19 protein-coding genes and 1 tRNA gene are annotated in these 17,950 nt (G+C 67.7%); 7 read left to right on the top strand and 13 right to left on the bottom strand.

Features of this window, described 5'->3' with window-relative positions; all coding sequences use genetic code 11:
• Nucleotides 1–35: 35 nt before the first annotated feature.
• From fabF to ACVOK1_RS08685, 8 genes are all read right to left on the bottom strand, one after another.
• Nucleotides 36–1,298: a beta-ketoacyl-ACP synthase II gene (fabF, locus tag ACVOK1_RS08720; RefSeq protein WP_481561765.1), complete on the bottom strand. Its 1,263-nt coding sequence runs from the start codon at nucleotides 1,296–1,298 to the stop codon at nucleotides 36–38.
• A gap of 141 nt (nucleotides 1,299–1,439) precedes the next feature.
• Entirely contained in the window at nucleotides 1,440–1,679 is a 240-nt protein-coding gene (gene acpP / locus ACVOK1_RS08715; RefSeq protein ID WP_005415509.1) for an acyl carrier protein, read from the bottom strand.
• 153 nt (nucleotides 1,680–1,832) lie between these two features.
• A complete protein-coding gene (gene fabG, locus ACVOK1_RS08710; RefSeq protein WP_079220844.1) occupies nucleotides 1,833–2,576 on the bottom strand; it encodes a 3-oxoacyl-ACP reductase FabG in 744 nt (247 codons plus the stop codon).
• An 81-nt stretch (nucleotides 2,577–2,657) separates the two neighbouring features.
• Nucleotides 2,658–3,602, bottom strand: a complete 945-nt coding sequence (gene fabD, locus ACVOK1_RS08705; protein WP_481561764.1) for an ACP S-malonyltransferase — start codon at nucleotides 3,600–3,602, stop codon at nucleotides 2,658–2,660.
• A 147-nt stretch (nucleotides 3,603–3,749) separates the two neighbouring features.
• The gene (locus ACVOK1_RS08700) at nucleotides 3,750–4,532 is read right to left on the bottom strand and encodes a BUD32 family EKC/KEOPS complex subunit (RefSeq protein WP_481561763.1); all 783 of its coding nucleotides are present in this window, start codon (nucleotides 4,530–4,532) and stop codon (nucleotides 3,750–3,752) included.
• A gap of 73 nt (nucleotides 4,533–4,605) precedes the next feature.
• A complete protein-coding gene (locus ACVOK1_RS08695) occupies nucleotides 4,606–5,586 on the bottom strand; it encodes a beta-ketoacyl-ACP synthase III (protein ID WP_108767982.1) in 981 nt (326 codons plus the stop codon).
• A gap of 90 nt (nucleotides 5,587–5,676) precedes the next feature.
• Nucleotides 5,677–5,871: a 50S ribosomal protein L32 gene (gene rpmF, locus ACVOK1_RS08690; RefSeq protein WP_004154640.1), complete on the bottom strand. Its 195-nt coding sequence runs from the start codon at nucleotides 5,869–5,871 to the stop codon at nucleotides 5,677–5,679.
• Nucleotides 5,872–5,987: 116 nt separating this feature from the next.
• Nucleotides 5,988–6,497 (bottom strand): YceD family protein, encoded by a 510-nt coding sequence (locus ACVOK1_RS08685; RefSeq protein WP_108770625.1) that lies wholly within the window; start codon nucleotides 6,495–6,497, stop codon nucleotides 5,988–5,990.
• A gap of 114 nt (nucleotides 6,498–6,611) precedes the next feature.
• On the opposite strand from ACVOK1_RS08685, the gene ACVOK1_RS08680 reads away from it, so the two are divergent.
• Nucleotides 6,612–7,184 carry a Maf family protein gene (locus ACVOK1_RS08680; protein ID WP_481561762.1) on the top strand — a complete coding sequence of 191 codons (573 nt, stop codon included), beginning with the start codon at nucleotides 6,612–6,614 and terminating at the stop codon, nucleotides 7,182–7,184.
• A gap of 119 nt (nucleotides 7,185–7,303) precedes the next feature.
• On the opposite strand, the gene ACVOK1_RS08675 is transcribed toward ACVOK1_RS08680, so the two are convergent.
• Complete coding sequence (locus ACVOK1_RS08675) at nucleotides 7,304–9,142, bottom strand: glycosyltransferase family 39 protein (protein ID WP_481561761.1); 1,839 nt, start codon at nucleotides 9,140–9,142, stop codon at nucleotides 7,304–7,306.
• Between the two features lie 44 nt (nucleotides 9,143–9,186).
• Between ACVOK1_RS08675 and ACVOK1_RS08670 the strand changes: the two genes are divergently transcribed.
• The 4 genes from ACVOK1_RS08670 to ACVOK1_RS08655 are packed head-to-tail and all read left to right on the top strand — an operon-like array spanning nucleotide 9,187 to nucleotide 13,553.
• Complete coding sequence (locus tag ACVOK1_RS08670; protein ID WP_108770624.1) at nucleotides 9,187–10,140, top strand: AAA family ATPase; 954 nt, start codon at nucleotides 9,187–9,189, stop codon at nucleotides 10,138–10,140.
• The gene (locus tag ACVOK1_RS08665) at nucleotides 10,137–11,087 is read left to right on the top strand and encodes a DUF58 domain-containing protein (protein WP_406232753.1); all 951 of its coding nucleotides are present in this window, start codon (nucleotides 10,137–10,139) and stop codon (nucleotides 11,085–11,087) included. Before ACVOK1_RS08670 ends, ACVOK1_RS08665 begins: the two co-directional genes overlap by 4 nt.
• The gene (locus ACVOK1_RS08660; protein ID WP_108767978.1) at nucleotides 11,080–13,029 is read left to right on the top strand and encodes a transglutaminase TgpA family protein; all 1,950 of its coding nucleotides are present in this window, start codon (nucleotides 11,080–11,082) and stop codon (nucleotides 13,027–13,029) included. Before ACVOK1_RS08665 ends, ACVOK1_RS08660 begins: the two co-directional genes overlap by 8 nt.
• Nucleotides 13,026–13,553 (top strand): Slp family lipoprotein, encoded by a 528-nt coding sequence (locus tag ACVOK1_RS08655; RefSeq protein ID WP_108767977.1) that lies wholly within the window; start codon nucleotides 13,026–13,028, stop codon nucleotides 13,551–13,553. The genes ACVOK1_RS08660 and ACVOK1_RS08655 overlap by 4 nt, the downstream gene beginning before the upstream one ends.
• Before the next feature lie 138 nt (nucleotides 13,554–13,691).
• Here the strand turns inward: ACVOK1_RS08655 and ACVOK1_RS08650 are convergent, their stop codons facing one another.
• From ACVOK1_RS08650 to dnaX, 4 genes are all read right to left on the bottom strand, one after another.
• Nucleotides 13,692–14,051 carry a histidine triad nucleotide-binding protein gene (locus ACVOK1_RS08650; RefSeq protein WP_108770623.1) on the bottom strand — a complete coding sequence of 120 codons (360 nt, stop codon included), beginning with the start codon at nucleotides 14,049–14,051 and terminating at the stop codon, nucleotides 13,692–13,694.
• Nucleotides 14,052–14,111: 60 nt separating this feature from the next.
• A complete protein-coding gene (gene recR, locus ACVOK1_RS08645; protein ID WP_108760009.1) occupies nucleotides 14,112–14,711 on the bottom strand; it encodes a recombination mediator RecR in 600 nt (199 codons plus the stop codon).
• An 81-nt stretch (nucleotides 14,712–14,792) separates the two neighbouring features.
• Nucleotides 14,793–15,113: a YbaB/EbfC family nucleoid-associated protein gene (locus tag ACVOK1_RS08640; protein ID WP_005408298.1), complete on the bottom strand. Its 321-nt coding sequence runs from the start codon at nucleotides 15,111–15,113 to the stop codon at nucleotides 14,793–14,795.
• A gap of 6 nt (nucleotides 15,114–15,119) precedes the next feature.
• Nucleotides 15,120–17,180, bottom strand: coding sequence for a DNA polymerase III subunit gamma/tau (gene dnaX / locus ACVOK1_RS08635; RefSeq protein WP_481561760.1), 2,061 nt, complete (start codon nucleotides 17,178–17,180; stop codon nucleotides 15,120–15,122).
• Nucleotides 17,181–17,325: 145 nt separating this feature from the next.
• On the opposite strand from dnaX, the gene ACVOK1_RS08630 reads away from it, so the two are divergent.
• Nucleotides 17,326–17,418, top strand: a tRNA-Ser gene (locus ACVOK1_RS08630).
• Between the two features lie 84 nt (nucleotides 17,419–17,502).
• On the top strand, nucleotides 17,503–17,950 hold a 448-nt coding region (locus tag ACVOK1_RS08625), incomplete at its 3' end, for a DUF6538 domain-containing protein (protein ID WP_481561759.1).

Raw genomic sequence — 17,950 nt, 5'->3', positions numbered from 1 at the left:
AGGCAGTCGACCAACGGTCGACTCTACCTCACCGGTCAGACGCGCTTGAAGATCAGCGTGCCGTTGGTGCCGCCGAAGCCGAAGCCGTTGGACATCACCACGTCCACCTTGGCCTGGCGTGCTTCGTTGGGCACGTAGTCCAGGTCGCAGCCTTCGCCCGGCTGTTCCAGGTTGATGGTCGGCGGAATGATGTTGTCCTGCAGCGCCATCACCGAGAAGATCGCTTCCACGCCGCCGGCGGCACCCAGCAGGTGGCCGGTCATCGACTTGGTGGAGCTGACCATCATCTTGTAGGCATGGTCGCCGAAGGCGGTCTTCATGGCCATGGTTTCGCCCAGGTCGCCCAGCGGCGTGGAGGTGCCGTGTGCGTTGAGGTAACCGACCTGGTCCGGGGTCACGCCGGCGTCCTTCAGCGCCATGGTCATGCAACGCGCCGCGCCTTCGCCGTTCTCGGCCGGGGCGGTCATGTGGTACGCGTCAGAGCTGGCGCCGAAGCCGGCAAGCTCACAGTAGATCTTCGCGCCACGCGCCTTGGCGTGCTCGTACTCTTCCAGCACCAGGATGCCGGCGCCGTCACCCAGCACGAAGCCGTCGCGGTCCTTGTCCCACGGGCGCGAGGCCTGTTCCGGGGCATCATTGCGGGTGCTCATGGCCTTCATCGCGCAGAAGCCGCCCAGGGCGGTCGGCGAGGAACCGCGCTCGGCGCCACCGGCCACCATCACGTCGGCATCGCCGTACTGGATCATGCGCATCGCAGTACCGATCGAATGGTTCGAGGTCGCGCACGCCGAGACCGCCGAGAACGACGGACCCTTCAGGCCGGTGATGATGCTCAGCTGGCCCGGCAGCATGTTGATGATGGTCTTGGGCACGTAGAAGGGCGAGATCTTCTTGCCCTCGTGGAAATCGATGGTCTGCTCTTCGATACCCAGCAGGCCGCCGATGCCGGCGCCGACGATGGCGCCGATGCGCTCGGCATTGGCTTCGGTGATGTCCAGGCCCGCATCGTGCAGGGCCATGAAGGAGGCACCGAGGCCGTAATGGATGAACGGGTCCATCTTCTTGGCATCCTTGCCGCTGACCCGGTACTTGCCGAACAGTTCGTTGTCGGCGGTGATGTCAAAGCCTTTGACCTCACCTGCAATCTTGGTGGTGAACCGATCCAGGTAGGCATCAGAAACGTTGGTCAGCGGACCGATGCCCGAACGACCATGGGTGATGCCTTCCCAGCTGCTGGCCAGATCATTGCCCAACGGCGAGACGATACCCAGGCCGGTTACGACGACGCGACGCTTCATTGCTGATTCTCCTGACCCGATGATGTCAACGGGCAACTCGGTTTGCTTCGATGTGATGCTCAAACACACGGGGCCGCAACTGCGGCCCCATGGGGTGCGGTGCGCGGCGAGCGGAACCCGCGCGCGCACTGCCGTCTGACATCAGGCCTTGACGTGGGCCTTGATGTAGTCGATGGCGGCCTGCACGGTGCTGATCTTCTCGGCTTCTTCGTCCGGGATCTCGCACTCGAACTCTTCTTCCAGGGCCATCACCAGCTCAACGGTGTCCAGCGAGTCAGCGCCCAGGTCATCGACGAACGATGCGCTGTTGGTGACTTCTTCTTCCTTGACGCCAAGCTGTTCGACGACGATTTTCTTGACGCGTTCTTCGATGGTGCTCATGGGGTATCGCTCCAGATGGAGTAGTGGTTCAAAAGTGATCGCCATCGGATGGCGATGGCCGTGGGATAGTGTAGTGGAAACCGGCGGGGCCTTGCATGCATGCAAAAAACCCAGCAGATCAACCACTTGCGGCGCAATCCATGCGCCCCTTGCTTACGGCATGTACATGCCGCCGTTCACATGGAGGGTTTCGCCGGTGATGTAGCCGGCCGCCGGGCTGGCCAGGAAGGCCACCGCATGGGCGATGTCTTCCGGCGAACCGAGGCGTTCGAGGGCGATATCGTTGATCAGGGCGGTGCGGGCTTCTTCCGGCAGCGCCTTGGTCATGTCGGTATCGATGAAGCCGGGGGCGACGACATTGACGGTGACGCCGCGCGAGCCGATTTCCTTGGCCAGCGACTTGCTGAAACCGATGATGCCGGCCTTGGCAGCGGCGTAGTTGGCCTGGCCGGCATTGCCGGTCACGCCCACCACCGATGCGATGTTGATGATGCGGCCCTTGCGCGCCTTCATCATGCCGCGCATGACGGCCTTGCTGGTGCGGAACACGCTGGTCAGGTTGGTGTCGATGATCGACGCCCAATCGTCTTCCTTCATGCGCATCAGCAGGTTGTCGCGGGTGATGCCGGCGTTGTTGACCAGGATCGAGATCGCGCCGAATTCCTTGGCGATGCCGTCCAGCACGCTGTCCAGCGCGGCGGCGTCGGTGACGTTCAGCGCGCGGCCGTGGCCGCCGTGGGCGGCCAGGCGTTCGCCGATCGCGGCAGCGCCGGATTCGGTGGTGGCGGTGCCGATGACGGTGGCGCCCTGGGCGGCCAGCAGATCGGCGATGGCGGCACCAATGCCACGGCTGGCGCCAGTGACCAGTGCGATTTCACCCTGCAGGGGCTTGCTCATGATGTTGTCCTCAGACGTGGGCAGCGACCGCGCCCGTGCCGCTTGCAGCGGCCACCGGCACGGTCGGCAGGAACAGGGGGATCAAGCCGACCACGCCTCGCGGGCGCCTTCGAAGTCGCCCGGGGTGGCCAGGGAACGGCCGTCGATGGTCTTGTCGATACGCTTGACCAGGCCGGTAAGCACCTTGCCCGGACCGCATTCGGCGATCTGGGTGATGCCACGGGCGGCCAGGGCCTGCACGCAACCGGTCCACTGCACCGGCTGGTACAGCTGCTGCACCAGCGCGGCACGGATGGCGTCGACGCCGTCGTGCACCTTGGCATCGACGTTCTGCACCACCGGCAGCTGCGGCGCCTGCCAGGACAGGCCGGCCATCACTTCGGCCAGGCGATTGGCGGCTTCGCGCATCAGCGGGGTGTGCGAGGGCACGCTGACGGCCAGCTTCACGGCCTTGCGCACGCCCTTTTCGGCCAGCAGCGCCAGCGCGCGGTCGACCGCAGCCGCGTCGCCACCGATGACGATCTGGCCCGGCGAGTTGAAGTTGGCCGGCACCACGACCTGGCTCCCAGCGGCTTCGGCGCAGACGTCCAGCACCAGCTGGTCTTCAGCACCGAGCACGGCGGCCATGGCACCGACGCCGGCCGGCGCGGCTTCCTGCATCAGCTGGCCGCGCAGGCGCACCAGGTGCGCACCGTCATGCAGGCTCAGCGCGCCAGCAGCGACCAGGGCGGTGTATTCGCCCAGGCTGTGGCCGGCCAGCACCGACGGACGCGGACCCCCGATGGAGTTCCAGGCGCGCCACGCGCCGATGCTCGCCGCCAGCAGGGCCGGCTGGGTGTATTCGGTACGGTTGAGCATTTCCTCCGGGCCACCCTGGGACAGCGCCCACAGGTCGACGCCGGCACCATCGGATGCTTCGGTGAAGGCTTCACGCACCTGCGGGTGCAGCTCGGCCAGCTCGGCCAGCATGCCCACGGACTGCGAGCCCTGACCGGGGAAGACAAATGCGAGGGTGGATACGGTCACGCGGTCATCCGCTTGTTGCAATCGAAGCGGGCCATGATAAGGGCGAATCCCCCGTGTCGTCTGTACGTGCGCGTATGCAGGGCGTATGGACCTACGACGGGGTCGGATCCCTTTTCCCATGGAAAAGGGCTCTGACCCCTGCCCCGATCAGCAGAACAGCTGCAGGATGTCGAGCTCGCCATCGGCGAACCAGTCCACGCACAGCCCCACCACCATGATCAGGCCCAGCGTGGTGGCGCCATGGGTGATGAAGATCGAATGCGCCAACGCGCGCGCCGAGCGCCCCATCTTCATGCAGACCCGGGCCAGGCCCTGCAGGCGCCCGCTGACCGAATGCACGTGGGCGCGCACCGGCCCCTGCACGCTGTTCATGGCCTCGGCCATCATCGCCTGCAGGCGTTCGGGGCGGTCGCCGTAGTACTTGGCCACGCCGTAGCCGAACATCAGCCAATCGCGGGCCTGCGCCTCGGCCAGGTCCATCACTTCCAGCGGGTCTTCCTCGAAATCGATGAAGCCCACGCTCTGGCCGTCCCAGGTGAGGTTGCGCGGCACCGGCTGGCCGAAATAGGCGCCACGGGCATGGGCTTCGGCGAGGGCCTTCATCGCGGCGGCCACCAGCCGGTCACGACCGGCGTCATCGGCTTCGCGCAGGCAGGTATTGAAGGAACCGCCGTTGTCGCCGATCACCAGCGCGGCGTGGCCGCTGCCGATCACTTCGGGCACGTTCACGCCCTGCGCGTGCAGCTCGCCCAAGCGGCGGGCCTCGGTCTCGCGCGCGGCATCGCCCCCGCGGTGCGGCGGCGGACGCAGGGCATCGAGGTGGAAGCGGCGGGCGATGAAATTGAGCAGGCCCAGGGCGAATGCGCGGCTTCCCTTGCCGTACTGCTTCAGCCAGGCGCGCTGCCCTTCGATGACGATGGGCTCAACCATGACGGATCTCCTGAACGCGTTACGGCCCCAGAGGGGCCGTAACGACAGACTTCACTTTGTCGTAACTACGCTATCAATAGCGCAGCAGGGCCGAACCCCACGTGAAGCCGCCACCGAAGGCTTCCAGCAGCAGCAGCTGGCCGCGCTCGACCTTGCCCGAACGCACCGCGGCGTCCAGCGCCAGCGGCACCGAGCCGGAGGAGGTGTTGCCGTGGCGGTCGACGGTGACCACGACCTGGTCCATCGACATGTCCAGCCGCTTGGCGGTGGCTTCGATGATGCGCAGGTTGGCCTGGTGCGGGATCAGCCAATCCAGATCGGACTTGCCCAGGCCGTTGGCCTCCAGGGTTTCGTCCACGACCGAGTCCAACGCCTTGACGGCGTACTTGAACACGTCGTTGCCCTTCATGTTGATGGTGCCGCCGCCGTTGCCGCTGCCATCCTTGAAACCGACCGACACGCCGACCGGGTTCCACAGCAGCTCTTTCTTGCTGCCATCGGAATGCAGGTGGGTGCTGAGGATGCCGGTTTCTTCGTCGGCCTTGAGCACGACCGCGCCGGCACCGTCGCCGAACAGCACGCAGGTGGTGCGGTCTTCCCAGTCGACGATGCGGGTGAGCGTTTCGGCGCCGATGACCAGCACGTAGCGGGCATCACCGGAACGGATGAACTTGTCGGCCACGCTGAGCGCGAACACGAAGCCCGAGCAGGCCGCGTTGACGTCGAAGGCGGGGCAGCCCGACGCACCGAGCTTGGCCTGGATCAGGCACGCGGTGGACGGGAAAATAAGGTCAGGCGTGGTCGTACCGACCACGATCATGTCGAGCTGCGAAGCGTCGATACCGGCCGCTTCAAGCGCACGCACCGCGGCGTGGTAGCCGAGGTCGCTGGTGGTTTCGCCTTCGGCCGCGATGTGCCGTTCACGAATACCGGTGCGCGACTGGATCCACTCGTCCGAGGTTTCGACCATTTTTTCCAGGTCGGCGTTGGTCAGGACTTTTTCCGGCAAATAGCTACCGGTGCCCGCGATCCTCGAGTAGATCCGCTTGCTCATCATGTTTCCTGTTGCGCAGGCTGCCGATCACCGGCATGCCCGGGGAAGAAGGCAAAGGCCGCTGCCCTGGGGCAGCGGCCTTCCGGCACATCAATCTTCTTCGACGGCCGAGGTCTTGGTCTGGATGACCTTCTTGCCGCGGTAGAAACCGTCAGCAGTGATGTGGTGACGCAGGTGCACTTCGCCGGTGGTCGGGTCGGTCGACAGCTGCTTGGCGCTCAGGGCGTCATGCGCACGGCGCATACCGCGGCGGGACGGGGTGACACGGGATTTCTGGACAGCCATGGGATTGCTCCAAACTCGGTTCGATTTGCTTCGTCGTATCGTCGCGCAGGACGCCAGCGCCCAGCACACTTTCGCTTTCGCCGCAGCCGCCGACGACAATCCGGCTGCTAATGCTTTTACTCTTTCTTCAGTGCCGCCAACGCCGCAAACGGGTTGGCCTGCTTCGTTTCTTCTTCGGTCGGTGCCCAGTCCCTGTTGACTGCCTCACCGTCCGGCGACAGCGGTACCACGGGTACCGCCAGCACCAATTCATCTTCGACCAGGTCCAGCGGACGCAGCTGCCCATCTTCCGGCACCAGCAACGCCTCGTACTCCTCGGGCAGGGACGATTCCTCGTCCTCGTCGCGGATCAGGCCAAGCCTCTGGGTCATCTTCACCGGCAACAGGAATCGCTGCATGCTGCGCTGACAGGTCAGCGGCAACGCGGTATCGATGGTCAGTTCCACATAGGATACCCGCAAGACGTCGTCGCGACCGAATTCAAGCGAGTAATTGCACTCACCGTCGGTATCGGCGACCAACCCTTGCAGGCGAGTCAAATCAGCCAAAGAGACCTGGCCGTCGAAGCGCCTTCGCGCTACGACCATCCGCCAAGCATCCAGCGTTTCGGGCACGTTCGCGGACATAAGCCGCTGAATACTAAGGATCGGGACCGCCGCTGTCAAATGCCCGCCATACAGGGGCTTGCTGGCAGCCTCGGCGCCGGGCCAGACTGCCGCGCCCTGCCCCGGAATTGTCGCATGACTGCCCTGCTTCTGGCCTCCACCTCCCGCTACCGGCGCGAGCTGCTGCAGCGCCTCGGCCTGCCCTTCGACTGCGCAAGCCCGGCGGTGGACGAGACCCCGCAGGCCGGCGAAGCCCCGCTGGCCCTGGCCGGGAGGCTGGCGGCTGCCAAGGCCGCCGAGGTCGCCGCGCGCCACCCCGGCGCCTGGGTGATCGGCTCGGACCAGGTTGCGGACCTGAACGGCCAGCCGCTGGGCAAGCCAGGCACGGTCGAGGCCGCCTGCGCCCAGCTGGCGGCAATGGCCGGGCAGACGGTGCGCTTCCATACCGCGATCAGTCTCACGCACGATGGAGAATCGTTCGCGGCCATGGACCTGACCGAAGTGCGCTTCCGCCCGCTGCAGGCGCAGGAGATCGCCCGCTACGTGGCCGCAGAGCAGCCGCTGGACTGCGCCGGCAGCTTCAAGTGCGAGGGTCTGGGCATCAGCCTGTTCGAGGCCATCGACAACCGCGACCCCACCGCCCTGGTCGGGCTGCCGCTGATCGCACTGTGCGGGCTGCTGCGCCGGGCCGGCTTCGCCGTGCCGTAAGCCACTGGCTTTTGTAGAGCCGAGCCTATGCTCGGCTGCCTCTCACAGCCAGCCGAGCATGGCTCGGCTCTACAGGGAGCGAAGAGCAGTCGAGCATGGCTCGACTCTACATGGACGGCTTACCGCTCCACCTCGAACGGCTGCTCCTGCCAGTCTTCCACGCTGCCATCGCGGCCATGCAACCGCAGGCCCAGCCAATGCCGGCCGGGTGACAGCGCCTGCGTATCCACGCTGGCATCAAAGCCGGCATTCGGGTGCTGCGGATCATTGGACATCGGCCACAACGGGCGGATGTCCAGCTCGCGACCGTACTGCGCATCGCCCACCGGCTTTCCGTCCACCAGCACTTCCACCCGGGCCAGGCCGATGCCGTCCTTGAACGCCCAGCCCTTCACCGAAAGCGTGCCCGACACCGCTTCGCCGTTGGCCGGTGAATCCAGATAGGCGACGGCCGGCGTCACGCACTCGCCTTCAACGCGCTGCGCAGGCAGGCGGAACAACAGGAAGCGCTGGAAACCATGATCGTTGCTGACCACCTTCGGCGGCGGCAGCGGTCCCACCTGCGCGCACACCGCGTGGTAGCGCGGCACCAGGTCACGGAAACGCTGATCGCTGGGCGACAGCACCAGCAGCATCGGCCCGCCGCGCTCGCCCTCGTGTACCAGGCCCCACTGCGCCAGCTGCGCGGTGCGCCCGTGCTTGTCGTTGAGCGGGTGCGGCAGCACCGTGATGTTGCCGTCGCCGAGCTGGAAGCCGAGCTCGGCACCCACCTTGAAGTTGCCGGCCAGCACGCGTGTGCCTTCCGGCATCTGCTGCAGTTCGTCGCGTACGGCGGCCGCCAGCGGTTCCCAGCCGGCGAAGTTGCGCGGGTAGTACTTGTCACCGGCCAGCTGTTCGCGCAACGACGGCGTCGACGCCACCAGGTAATAGCCGAACGCCAGTGTCATGCCGATGCCGGCCAGCCACCAGCCGGTGCGGCGCAGCCAGCGCGGCCAGCCGTTGAGCACCACCGGCACCGCCACCAGCAGCGCCAGGTAGCCCGGCAGCGGCCAGTGGAAGCTGATGCGCTCGACATCGGTGAAGAAGCCCAGCAGGAAAATGCTCAGCGTTGACACGCCGCCGACCAGGCCGAAGTAGCGCCACTGCGTGCGCGCGCCACCGCCGCTGCGCGTACCGGCCAACGCCACCTTCCACATCGCGATGCACAGGATGGGCGTGACCAGCATCGGCTGGATCACCAGGAACCACATCCCGCGCCATTCAAACGCCCAGGGATGGCGCTCGACCACCTGGAATTTCAGGCCGGCATCATGGTTGTCGGCATTCCACGCCAGCAGCGGCAACCACGCCAATACACCCACTGCCAGCGCCACCCACACGCGCGGATCAGCCAGCATGCGCCGTCCCTGCGGCAACACCAGCAGCGCGATGAAGCCGACACCGATCACGCCAATGAAGCGGTAGTGGCTGAGCGCACCGATCAGCAGGCCCAGGCCCAGCTTGATCGCGGACGACGCATCGACGCTGCGCAGCAGGCGTGCACCGGCATCGAGGCACAGCACCGCAGCCAGTGCCATCGGCACATCGGGCACGGCCAACAGGCCCAGCGTGGCCGACAACGGCATCAGCAGGGTCAGGCTGCCCGCCTGCCAGCCGGCCACGTTGCCGAACCAGCGCGTGGCGACACGCGCGACCAGCAACGGCAGCAGTGCGCCGATGGCCAGGAACGGCAGACGCAGTGCCAGCACGTGCTGGCCGCCGATTTCCACGCCCACGCGCGCCAGCCACGCGGTCAATCCCGGCAGGTCGGAGTACGCCGCCGCCAGGTGCTGGCCTTCCTGCCAATAGAACGCCTCGTCCACGAACAGGGGCAGACGCGCGGCCACGAGCAGCTTGGCCGCTGTGACCAGCGTCCATAACCAGAGAAAAATCGTACGTGCGCGCTGTTCGCCCTGCATTGCTCTATGGATAGAATCGAATGGTTCCCGAACGTGAGACGAACATGCCAGCTCCGTCCCCCATGCCCAGCATGCTAACCGATCAACTGCGCCAGGCCCTGCGGGAGGCACAGGATCAGGTCAATGCCCTGGTGCTCGGCAAGGTGCCGGAAGTCAGGCTGGCTTTCGTCGCCCTGCTGTCCGGTGGCCATCTGCTCATCGAAGATCTGCCAGGCCTGGGCAAGACCACGCTGGCCCATGCACTGGCCAGCAGCCTGGGGCTGAGCTTCCAGCGCGTGCAGTTCACCTCCGACCTGCTGCCGGCCGATGTGCTCGGCGTATCGGTGTATGACGCCGGCACGCGCCAGTTCCAGTTCCATCCCGGCCCGGTGTTCTCGCACGTGCTGCTGGCCGATGAGATCAACCGCGCACCGCCACGCACGCAGAGCGCCTTGCTGGAAGCGATGGCCGAACAGCAGGTGACGCTGGACGGGCAGACCCATCCGCTGCCCGACCCGTTCTTCGTGATCGCCACGCAGAATCCGGTCGATCTGTCCGGTACGTTCCCGCTGCCCGATTCGCAGCTGGACCGCTTCCTGCTGCGGCTGGCGATGGGCTACCCCAGCCCGCAGGCCGAACGCGAGCTGCTGCGCGGCACCGACCGCCGCGATCTGATCGCGCGCGCCGTGCCGCAGCTGGATGACAACCAGGTGCGTCAGCTGCGTGAAGCGGTCGGCCAGATCCACGTCAGCGACGCGCTCGTGGACTACGTGCAGGCCCTGCTGACCCGCAGCCGCCAGCATGCCGGCGTGCGCGTGGGTCTGTCGCCACGTGCCGGCCTGGCCCTGCTGCGCGCAGCCAAGGCCCACGCGCTGCTGCTCGGCCGCGGCCACGTGGTACCCGAAGACGTGCAGACCCTGTTCGTCGCCGTGGCCGGCCACCGTCTGGTGGGCGAGTCCGAATCGAGCACGGGTCCGGCGCTGGCGCGCGCCATCCTGCAGACCGTCGCGGTGGATTGAGGATGCCCGCACGCGGCTCACGCCTGCTTCGCCTGGCGCGTCCGCGCACGCCCGAAGCCCTGCCGCAGCGGCTCGACCGCCGGCGCATCTACGTGCTGCCCACGCGCTTCGGCCTGTTCGTGGCCCTGCTGCTGTCGGCGATGCTGCTGGGCGCGCTGAACTACAACAACAACCCGGCCATGCTGCTGGCCCTGCTGCTGGCGGCGGCCGCCATCGCCAGCGCCATCGCCGCCCACCTGCAGCTGTCGGGCGTGCAGATCGACGCCATCTCGGCCGAGCCGGTGCCGGCGGGCCAGCCGCTGCGCCTGCGCGTCGACCTGTCGCTGCGCGACCCGCGGCCACGCCACGGTCTGGAACTGCAGGTCGGCGACAGCCAGGCCTGGACCGACCTGCCCGCACAGGGCCGTGGTGAAGTGGAGCTGGACGTGCCCACCGAGCGGCGCGGCTGGCTCGACCTTCCGCGCATCCGCCTGTCCAGCACCCAGCCGCTGGGCCTGGTGCGCGCGTGGTCCTGGGTGTGGCCGGAACAACCGCTGCTGGTGCACCCGGTGGCCGAGGCTGTGGCGCCGTCATTGCCCGAACAGGGCAGCGACCTGCTGCACACCCGCGCCCACGCCAGCGGCGAGGAGCTGCACCAGCTGCGCCCCTATCGCGCAGGCGACCCGCCGCGCAGCATCGCCTGGAAGCATTCGGCACGCCGCGACACGCTGCTGGTGCGCGAATACGAAAAGCCGGTCGGCATCGAAGTGGTGCTGGATTGGCGCGCGCTCTCCACCCTGCCGACGGAAGCGCGCATCTCGCGCCTGGCGCGCTGGGTCGACAGCGCCGAGCGCGAAGGCCGACGCTACACCCTGCTGCTGCCCTCGCAGCCCGCGCTCGGCCCCGGCCAGGGCGCGAGCCACCATCATGCGTGCCTGCGCGCACTGGCGCTGATGCCCCATGACTGAGCCCGCCCCCCTGCTGGACCGCAACGCGCGCAACTGGACCCTGGCCAGCGCCGCGCTGGCGCTGCTGCCGCTGCTGCTGCAGCTGCCCAGCGCGCTGGCCGCGCTGATCGCGGTGGCCGGCCTGGCGACCGCTGCGTTGTCGCTGCGAGGCGTGCTGCCGATGCCGGTGCGCCTGCTGCTGGTGCTGGCCATGCTGGGCGCCATCGTCTGGCAGATGGGCGCGGTGCGGCCCGGGCGCGATACCGGCTGCGCACTGCTGGCAGCGATGCTGGCGATCAAATCCAGCGAACTGCGCAGCGTGCGTGATGCACGCAGCCTGCTCGGCTTCGCCCTGTTCGGCCCGTTTGCCGCCTTCCTGCTCGACCAGGGGCCCCTGACCACGCTGCTGGCCGCACTGGCCGGCATCAGCAGCCTGCTCGCCCTGCAGCGGCTGGCCCACAACGAAGGCCGCAGCGCGGCGCTGCCCCTGCCCGGCCAGCTGCGCGGCGTCGGCCGCCTGCTGTTGATCGGCCTGCCCCTGGCCCTGGCCTGCTTCTGGCTGTTCCCGCGGCTGTCCTCGCCGCTGTGGGGCGTGCCCGAACGCGCGGTCGGTACCCCCGGCCTGTCCGACTCGATGGAGCCGGACAAGTGGCTGGACCTGATGGCCGATGACACCCCGGCACTGCGCGTGCAGTTCTTCGGCCCCGTGCCGCAGCCGGAGCAGCGCTACTGGCGTGGTCCGGTGCTGACCCGCTTCGATGGCCACGTCTGGACGCGTGACCGCAACACCGACTACCGCCGACCAGCGCAGGTGACCCACGAAGGCCCGGGCTGGGACTACCAGATCGACTACGAGCCCACCGACCGCCGCCTGCTGGTGGCGCTGGACCTGCCCACGGCTGCCCCGGAAGGCACCGCGCTCAACTCTGAGATGAGCCTGGCCAGCCAGCGCCCGCTCTCCGCACTGACCCGCTGGCGCCTGCACTCGGCACCGGCGACGCGCTTCGATGCCGAGCTCTCGCCCTACCAGCGGCGTGCGGCGCTGCAGCTGCCGGCCAACTTCAACCCGCGCACGGCAGCGCTGGCCCGGCAATGGCGGCAGGAAGCCGGCGACGACGATGCCGCCGTCGTCCGCCGCGCCCTGGACTGGATCACCGCGGATTTCTCCTACACGCTGGACACCCCAGCGGCCGGGCGCGACCCGGTGGACGCGTTCCTGTTCGACTACAAGGCCGGCTTCTGCCAGCACTTCAGTTCGGCCTTCGTGGTGCTGATGCGCAACGCCGGCATTCCCGCGCGCGTGGTGACCGGCTTTGCCGGCGGCACCCGCAACCGGCTCGGCAACTACTGGGTCGTGCGGCGCATGGACGCCCACGCCTGGGCCGAAGTCTGGCTGCCCCAGCGTGGCTGGGTGCGGGTGGACCCGACCGCGGCAGTGGCACCCGAGCGCATCCTCGACACGCTGGAAGACCGGCTGCCGGCCGGCGCCGACCTCGACCTGCAGCAGCGCTGGCTGCAGGCCGGTCAGATCGGCGATTGGCTGCGCCGTGGCTGGAACGACCTGGTGCTGTCCTTCGACGCGCGCCGCCAGCAGCAGCTGCTGCAGCCGCTGGGCCTGGATGAGCTGAAGCCCGGCCAGCTGCTGGCCGGCTTCGTGGCCACCGCCCTGCTGGCGATGGGCTGGATGGCCTGGCTGCTGGCCCGTGGCGAACGCGAGCGCGACCCGCTGCTGCGCGCCTGGCACCGGCTGGGCCGCCGCTACGCACGGCTGGGGCTGGCCCGCGAGCCGCACGAACCCGCCCTGGCCTGGGCCCAGCGGGTCCATGCCCAGCGCCCCGATCCTGCCCTCATCGCACTCAGCCAGCGTTTCGCCGAAGCGCGCTACGCTGGCACTCGTACCGAGCTCGCCCCATTATTGCGGGACCTGCGCAGGCATCGCCCGACTTCCGGAGCTACTTCATGAACACCAAGTTCCTTCTCACCGCCGTGGCCGCCCTGGCCCTGTCGGCCTGCGCCACGGCCCCCAAGCCGCTGCAGGGTCAGTTCAGCGTGGTTTCCCCGCGCGACTCGGTTGCCACCCAGCAGGTGGGCACCCCCGTTCGCTGGGGTGGCCGCATCATCGAAACCCAGCCCGGCCAGGGCGAGACCTGCTTCCAGATCATCTCGCGCCCGCTCAATGGCAGCGGCCGCCCGAACCAGACCTCGTCCGACGCCAGCGACGGCCGCTTCATCGCCTGCCGTGCCGGCTTCTATGATCCGGCGGTGTTCGAGGCCGGTCGCGACGTGACCTTCATCGGCAAGATCGACGGCTACGCCAACACCCGCATTGGCGAGTACGACTACCGCCTGCCCAAGCTGGCGGCCGACGTCATCTACCTGTGGCCGGAACAGCGTCAGGTCGATGTCGTGCCCTACCCGTACAGCCCGTGGGGCCCGGGTCCGTGGGGCCCGTACTGGGGCGGTTACCGCGGCTGGGGCTGGTGGTAAACCTGCCACGTCCCGCGTGACGCAAAAGGCCGCTCTCGGGCGGCCTTTTTGCTGGTGCACCATCCACGGTGGGTGCCGACCGCCATCCACGGTGGGTGCCGACCGTTGGTCGGCACGGAAGCCATGGCTGCCGTTGCCTCAACGCCCCGGCGTACCGAAATGGCCCAGCGGCGCACCGGCCAACAGATGCATGTGGATGTGGAACACGGTCTGCCCGGCATCTTCGCGGCAGTTCATCACGATGCGGTAGCCATCCTCGGCGAAGCCTTCGCTGCGCGCATACGCGGCTGCTGCCAGGGCGAGCTTGCCGATCAGGTGCGCCTGCGACGGCTGCAGGTCGTCCAGGGTCGGGATGATCTCGTTCTTCGGAATGAACAGCACGTGCACCGGCGCCTGCGGTGCGATGTCCTTGAAGCCCAGCACCTCGTCATCCTCGTAGACGATGGTGGCCGGGATCTCGCGACGGATGATCTTGCTGAAGAGGGTTTCGGTGGTCATGGTCGGCCTCGGCGGGATGTCTTCCGCATTGTAGGCCGGCCACGCCACGCGCGGCCGCGGTCAGTCGCGGAATTCGCTGCGCGTCCCGAAGGCATGCGACAGCGTGCCGCGATCGACATATTCCAGTTCACCGCCCAGCGGCAGGCCCTGCGCCAGACGGCTCGGCTGCACCTGGCGCGCACGCGCCAGCTGGGCCAGGTAGTGCGCAGTCGCTTCGCCTTCAACGGTGGCGCTGGTGGCGATGATCAGTTCCTGCACTTCGCCCTGCGCCAGCCGCTGTTCCAGCTGCTCCAGGCCCAGTTCGCGCGGGCCCACGCCATCGAGCGGCGACAGACGGCCCTGCAGCACGAAGTAGACGCCGCGGAAGCCGGTGGCATTTTCGATGGCCAGGCGATCAGCCGGTGACTCGACCACGCACAGCTGGCTGCGCTCGCGACTGTTGTTGGCACAGGTCGGGCACAGCTCGGTTTCGCTGAAATCGCGGCACTGCGCGCAATGGCCGATGCGTTCGACCGCCAGCGCCAGCGCCTCGGCCAACCGCTGCCCACCTTCACGCTCGCGTTCGAGCAGGTGGTAGGCCATGCGCTGCGCGGTCTTCTGGCCAACGCCAGGCAGCACCCGCAGTGCATCGATCAATTGTTCAAGCAGGGGTGCGGACACGGCGGCAGGCTTTCATTGCGTCGAGCACGCTCGACTCTACGGGGTCCGTGGCACCCGCTTGCGCGGGCGCCACGCTGGACATCAGAACGGCAGCTTCATGCCCGGCGGCAGCTGCATGCCGGCAGTGGCCGAACCCATCTTCGACTTCGACTCGGCATCGATCTTGTTCGAGGCGTCGTTGAAGGCCGCGGCGATCAGGTCTTCCAGCATTTCCGGGTCGCTGGTCAGCGACGGATCGATGCGCACCTTGCGGCATTCCTTGGCGCCGGTCAGGGTCACGCTGACCATGCCGCCACCGGCGCTGCCGGTCACTTCGATCTTGGCGATTTCTTCCTGGGCCTTCTGCAGGTTTTCCTGCATCTTCTGGGCCTGCTGCATCAGTTGGGCGATGTTGCCGCGCATAGTGTCTTACTCGTCAAAAGAACGGATGGAGTCGGAAACAACCCGGGCGCCATGCTGCTGGATCAGCAGCTGCACTTCCGGATCGTCCATGAAAATGGCCTCGGCGGCCTGTTGCCGCTCGCCACGCTGGCGGTCGGCACGCTGGTGCAGGGTCTCGGCCGGGACCTGCTCGGTTTCCACGGTCTCGACCACGATCCTCGGCGCCTGGCCCAGGGCCTTTTCCAGCATGTCGCCCAGGGCGGACAGCGCGCGTTCGGAACGCAGGTACTCAAATCCGGGCGAAAGGCCCAGTTTCAAGGTGCCGCCCTGGCAGCTGATGAAGGCCGCGTTGGCCGCCAGCTGCCGCGAAGGACCGCTGAGGCCGCTGTTGGCCACCAGGTCCAGCCAGTCTTCGGCGCTGGCCAGGTCGGAAATGCTGCCCTGATGCGCTGCTGGCGCCGGCGTTGCCACCGGCGCGGCCGGGGCGATCTCGATGCCCTCGGCATGGAACGCGCGCTCCGGCTCGGCCGCCACGGCCACCGGGGCCGGCGGTTCCTGCCACGGGGCGACCATGGCCGCCTCCGGCGTCGCCATCGCGACCGGCACGTCCATTTCCGCCGCCAGCGCCTGATCACGCGCGTCGGCTTCGTCGGTGGCCCACGGCGGCAGATCATCCGCCTCGGCCACCTGCGGCGCCGCTTCGGCCTTCACCGGCGGCGGCGACACGGGTTCTTCCACCGGAACCGGTTCAGGCTCCGGGGTCGGCTCCGGCTCCGGTTGCGGGGCCGGCTCAGGCTCAGGTTCGGGCTCTCGCGGCGCAGCCTGCATCGGGGCAGCCACGTCGGCCACCGCCGACGGACTCGCCGCCGCGGCTGCAGCCACAGGTGCGGCGTCGTTGCTGCCGGCACCGGCGGCATGGCCACCGCCGGCGTTGCCGCCCGCAGCACCACCCGTCGCACCTTCGACCGACTTCGGCACCGGCGGCACCGCGGCGGCCGGGCGGAACGCCAGCATGCGCAGCACCGCCATTTCGAAGCCGGCACGCGGGCTCGGCGCCAGCGGCAGGTCGCGACGGCCGTTCAGGGCCATCTGGTACCAGAGCTGCACCACTTCCGCGCGCAGGCGCTCGGCAAACGCGGCAGCGTCCAGGCCTTCGACCGGGGCGGCGGCGCCGGGCACCAGCTGCTGCACCTGGATGCGGTGCAGGCCTTCGGCCAGCGCTTCCAGCACGCCACTCCAGTCCGGCGAGAACTCGGCCAGCGCGGCCACGACCTGCAGCAGGCGCGGGCCATCGCCCTCGGCCAACGCGTCGAGCATGGCCGCCACCTGGGTACGGTCGACCGTGCCCAGCATGGTGCGCACCACGTCCTCGCGCAGCGCGCCGCCGGCATAGGCGATCGCCTGGTCCAGCAGCGACAGGCCGTCGCGCAGGCTGCCGTCGGCGGCCTTGGCCAGCTGCACGATGGCGCTGCCGTCGGCCTCGATATCCTCGGCGGCGAGGATGCGGGTCATCTGCCCCTGGATCTGGTCCTCGTCCAGGCGCTTGAGGTTGAACTGCAGGCAGCGGCTGAGCACGGTGACCGGCAGCTTCTGCGGATCGGTGGTGGCCAGCAGGAACTTCACGTGCTCCGGCGGCTCTTCCAGCGTCTTCAGCAGCGCATTGAACGCCGCCTTGGAGAGCATGTGCACTTCGTCGATCAGGTAGACCTTGTACTTGCCACGCGAGGGCATGTACTGCGCGTTCTCGATCACCTCGCGCACGTCATCCACGCCGGTGTTGGACGCGGCATCGATTTCCAGCAGGTCGATGTAGCGGCCGGCGTCGATGTCCAGGCAGGCCGCACACTGGCCGCACGGGTCGGCGCTGGTGCCCTGCTCGCAGTTCAGCGATTTGGCGAAGATGCGCGCGATGGTGGTCTTGCCCACGCCGCGGGTACCGGTGAACAGGAACGCGTGGTGGACCCGGCCGCTGTCCAGCGCGTTGCTGAGCGCACGGACCACGTGTTCCTGGCCCACCAGCTCGGCAAAACGCTTCGGACGCCACTTGCGGGCAAGCACGAGATAGGACATCAGGCCACCGTCTTCCATCGGATGCTCCATTGTGCCATGCCTGTCCAGCCCCCTCGCCTTCGACACACCCACTGCACATCGATGACTGGGGGTGCTTGTGTACTGCCGCGCCGCCCGCTAGAATCTGCGCCCCTGCTGAGGCGTTTGCCGATGGCAGGGATCCGGAGAGGTGTCCGAGTGGTTGAAGGAGCACGCCTGGAAAGTGTGTAAGCGTCTAAACCGCGCTTCGGGGGTTCGAATCCCCCTCTCTCCGCCAGATTACGCAAACCCCTGTTTACGCAGGGGTTTTTGCTTTTCTGGGGTGACCTTCGGCGGGACACAAATCGGGACACATCTCTCGATGCGCATCCCACATCACCTTGTTCGCGCGCCCTCTGGGCTCTGGTCTTTCCGGCAACGGGTCCCCACCGATCTACAGGCCATGGTTGGCCGACGCATCTTCAAACGCACCCTGCGCACCTCGGAGCTGGCCGTGGCCCAACTGCGCGCCCTGCAACTGGCGGCGCGGTATTCTCAAGCCTTCGAGGTATTGAGGGAGCGGCACATGGCAATCAAGGAAGAGGACATCGACGCGCTGCTCAGGCGCATGACCGGTGGCGACCCGCTACAGCAGTTGATTTTGAACCGGACCAAGGCAGCAGACGGGACGGTGACCGAGCACTGGCAAATGGGTTCACCCCCCGTTTTCACGGACACTTACAAGAAGGCCGATCCAGGCCATGAGGAGTGTTCATGTCAAAGCGTAGGAAGTTCAGTGCCGAGTTCAAGCGTGGTGCGGTTGAGCAGGC

The organism is Stenotrophomonas sp. STEN087 (assembly GCF_056759115.1).
Note: the sequence above shows the minus strand (reverse complement) of the source record. Positions and strands in the feature narration are given on the sequence as shown.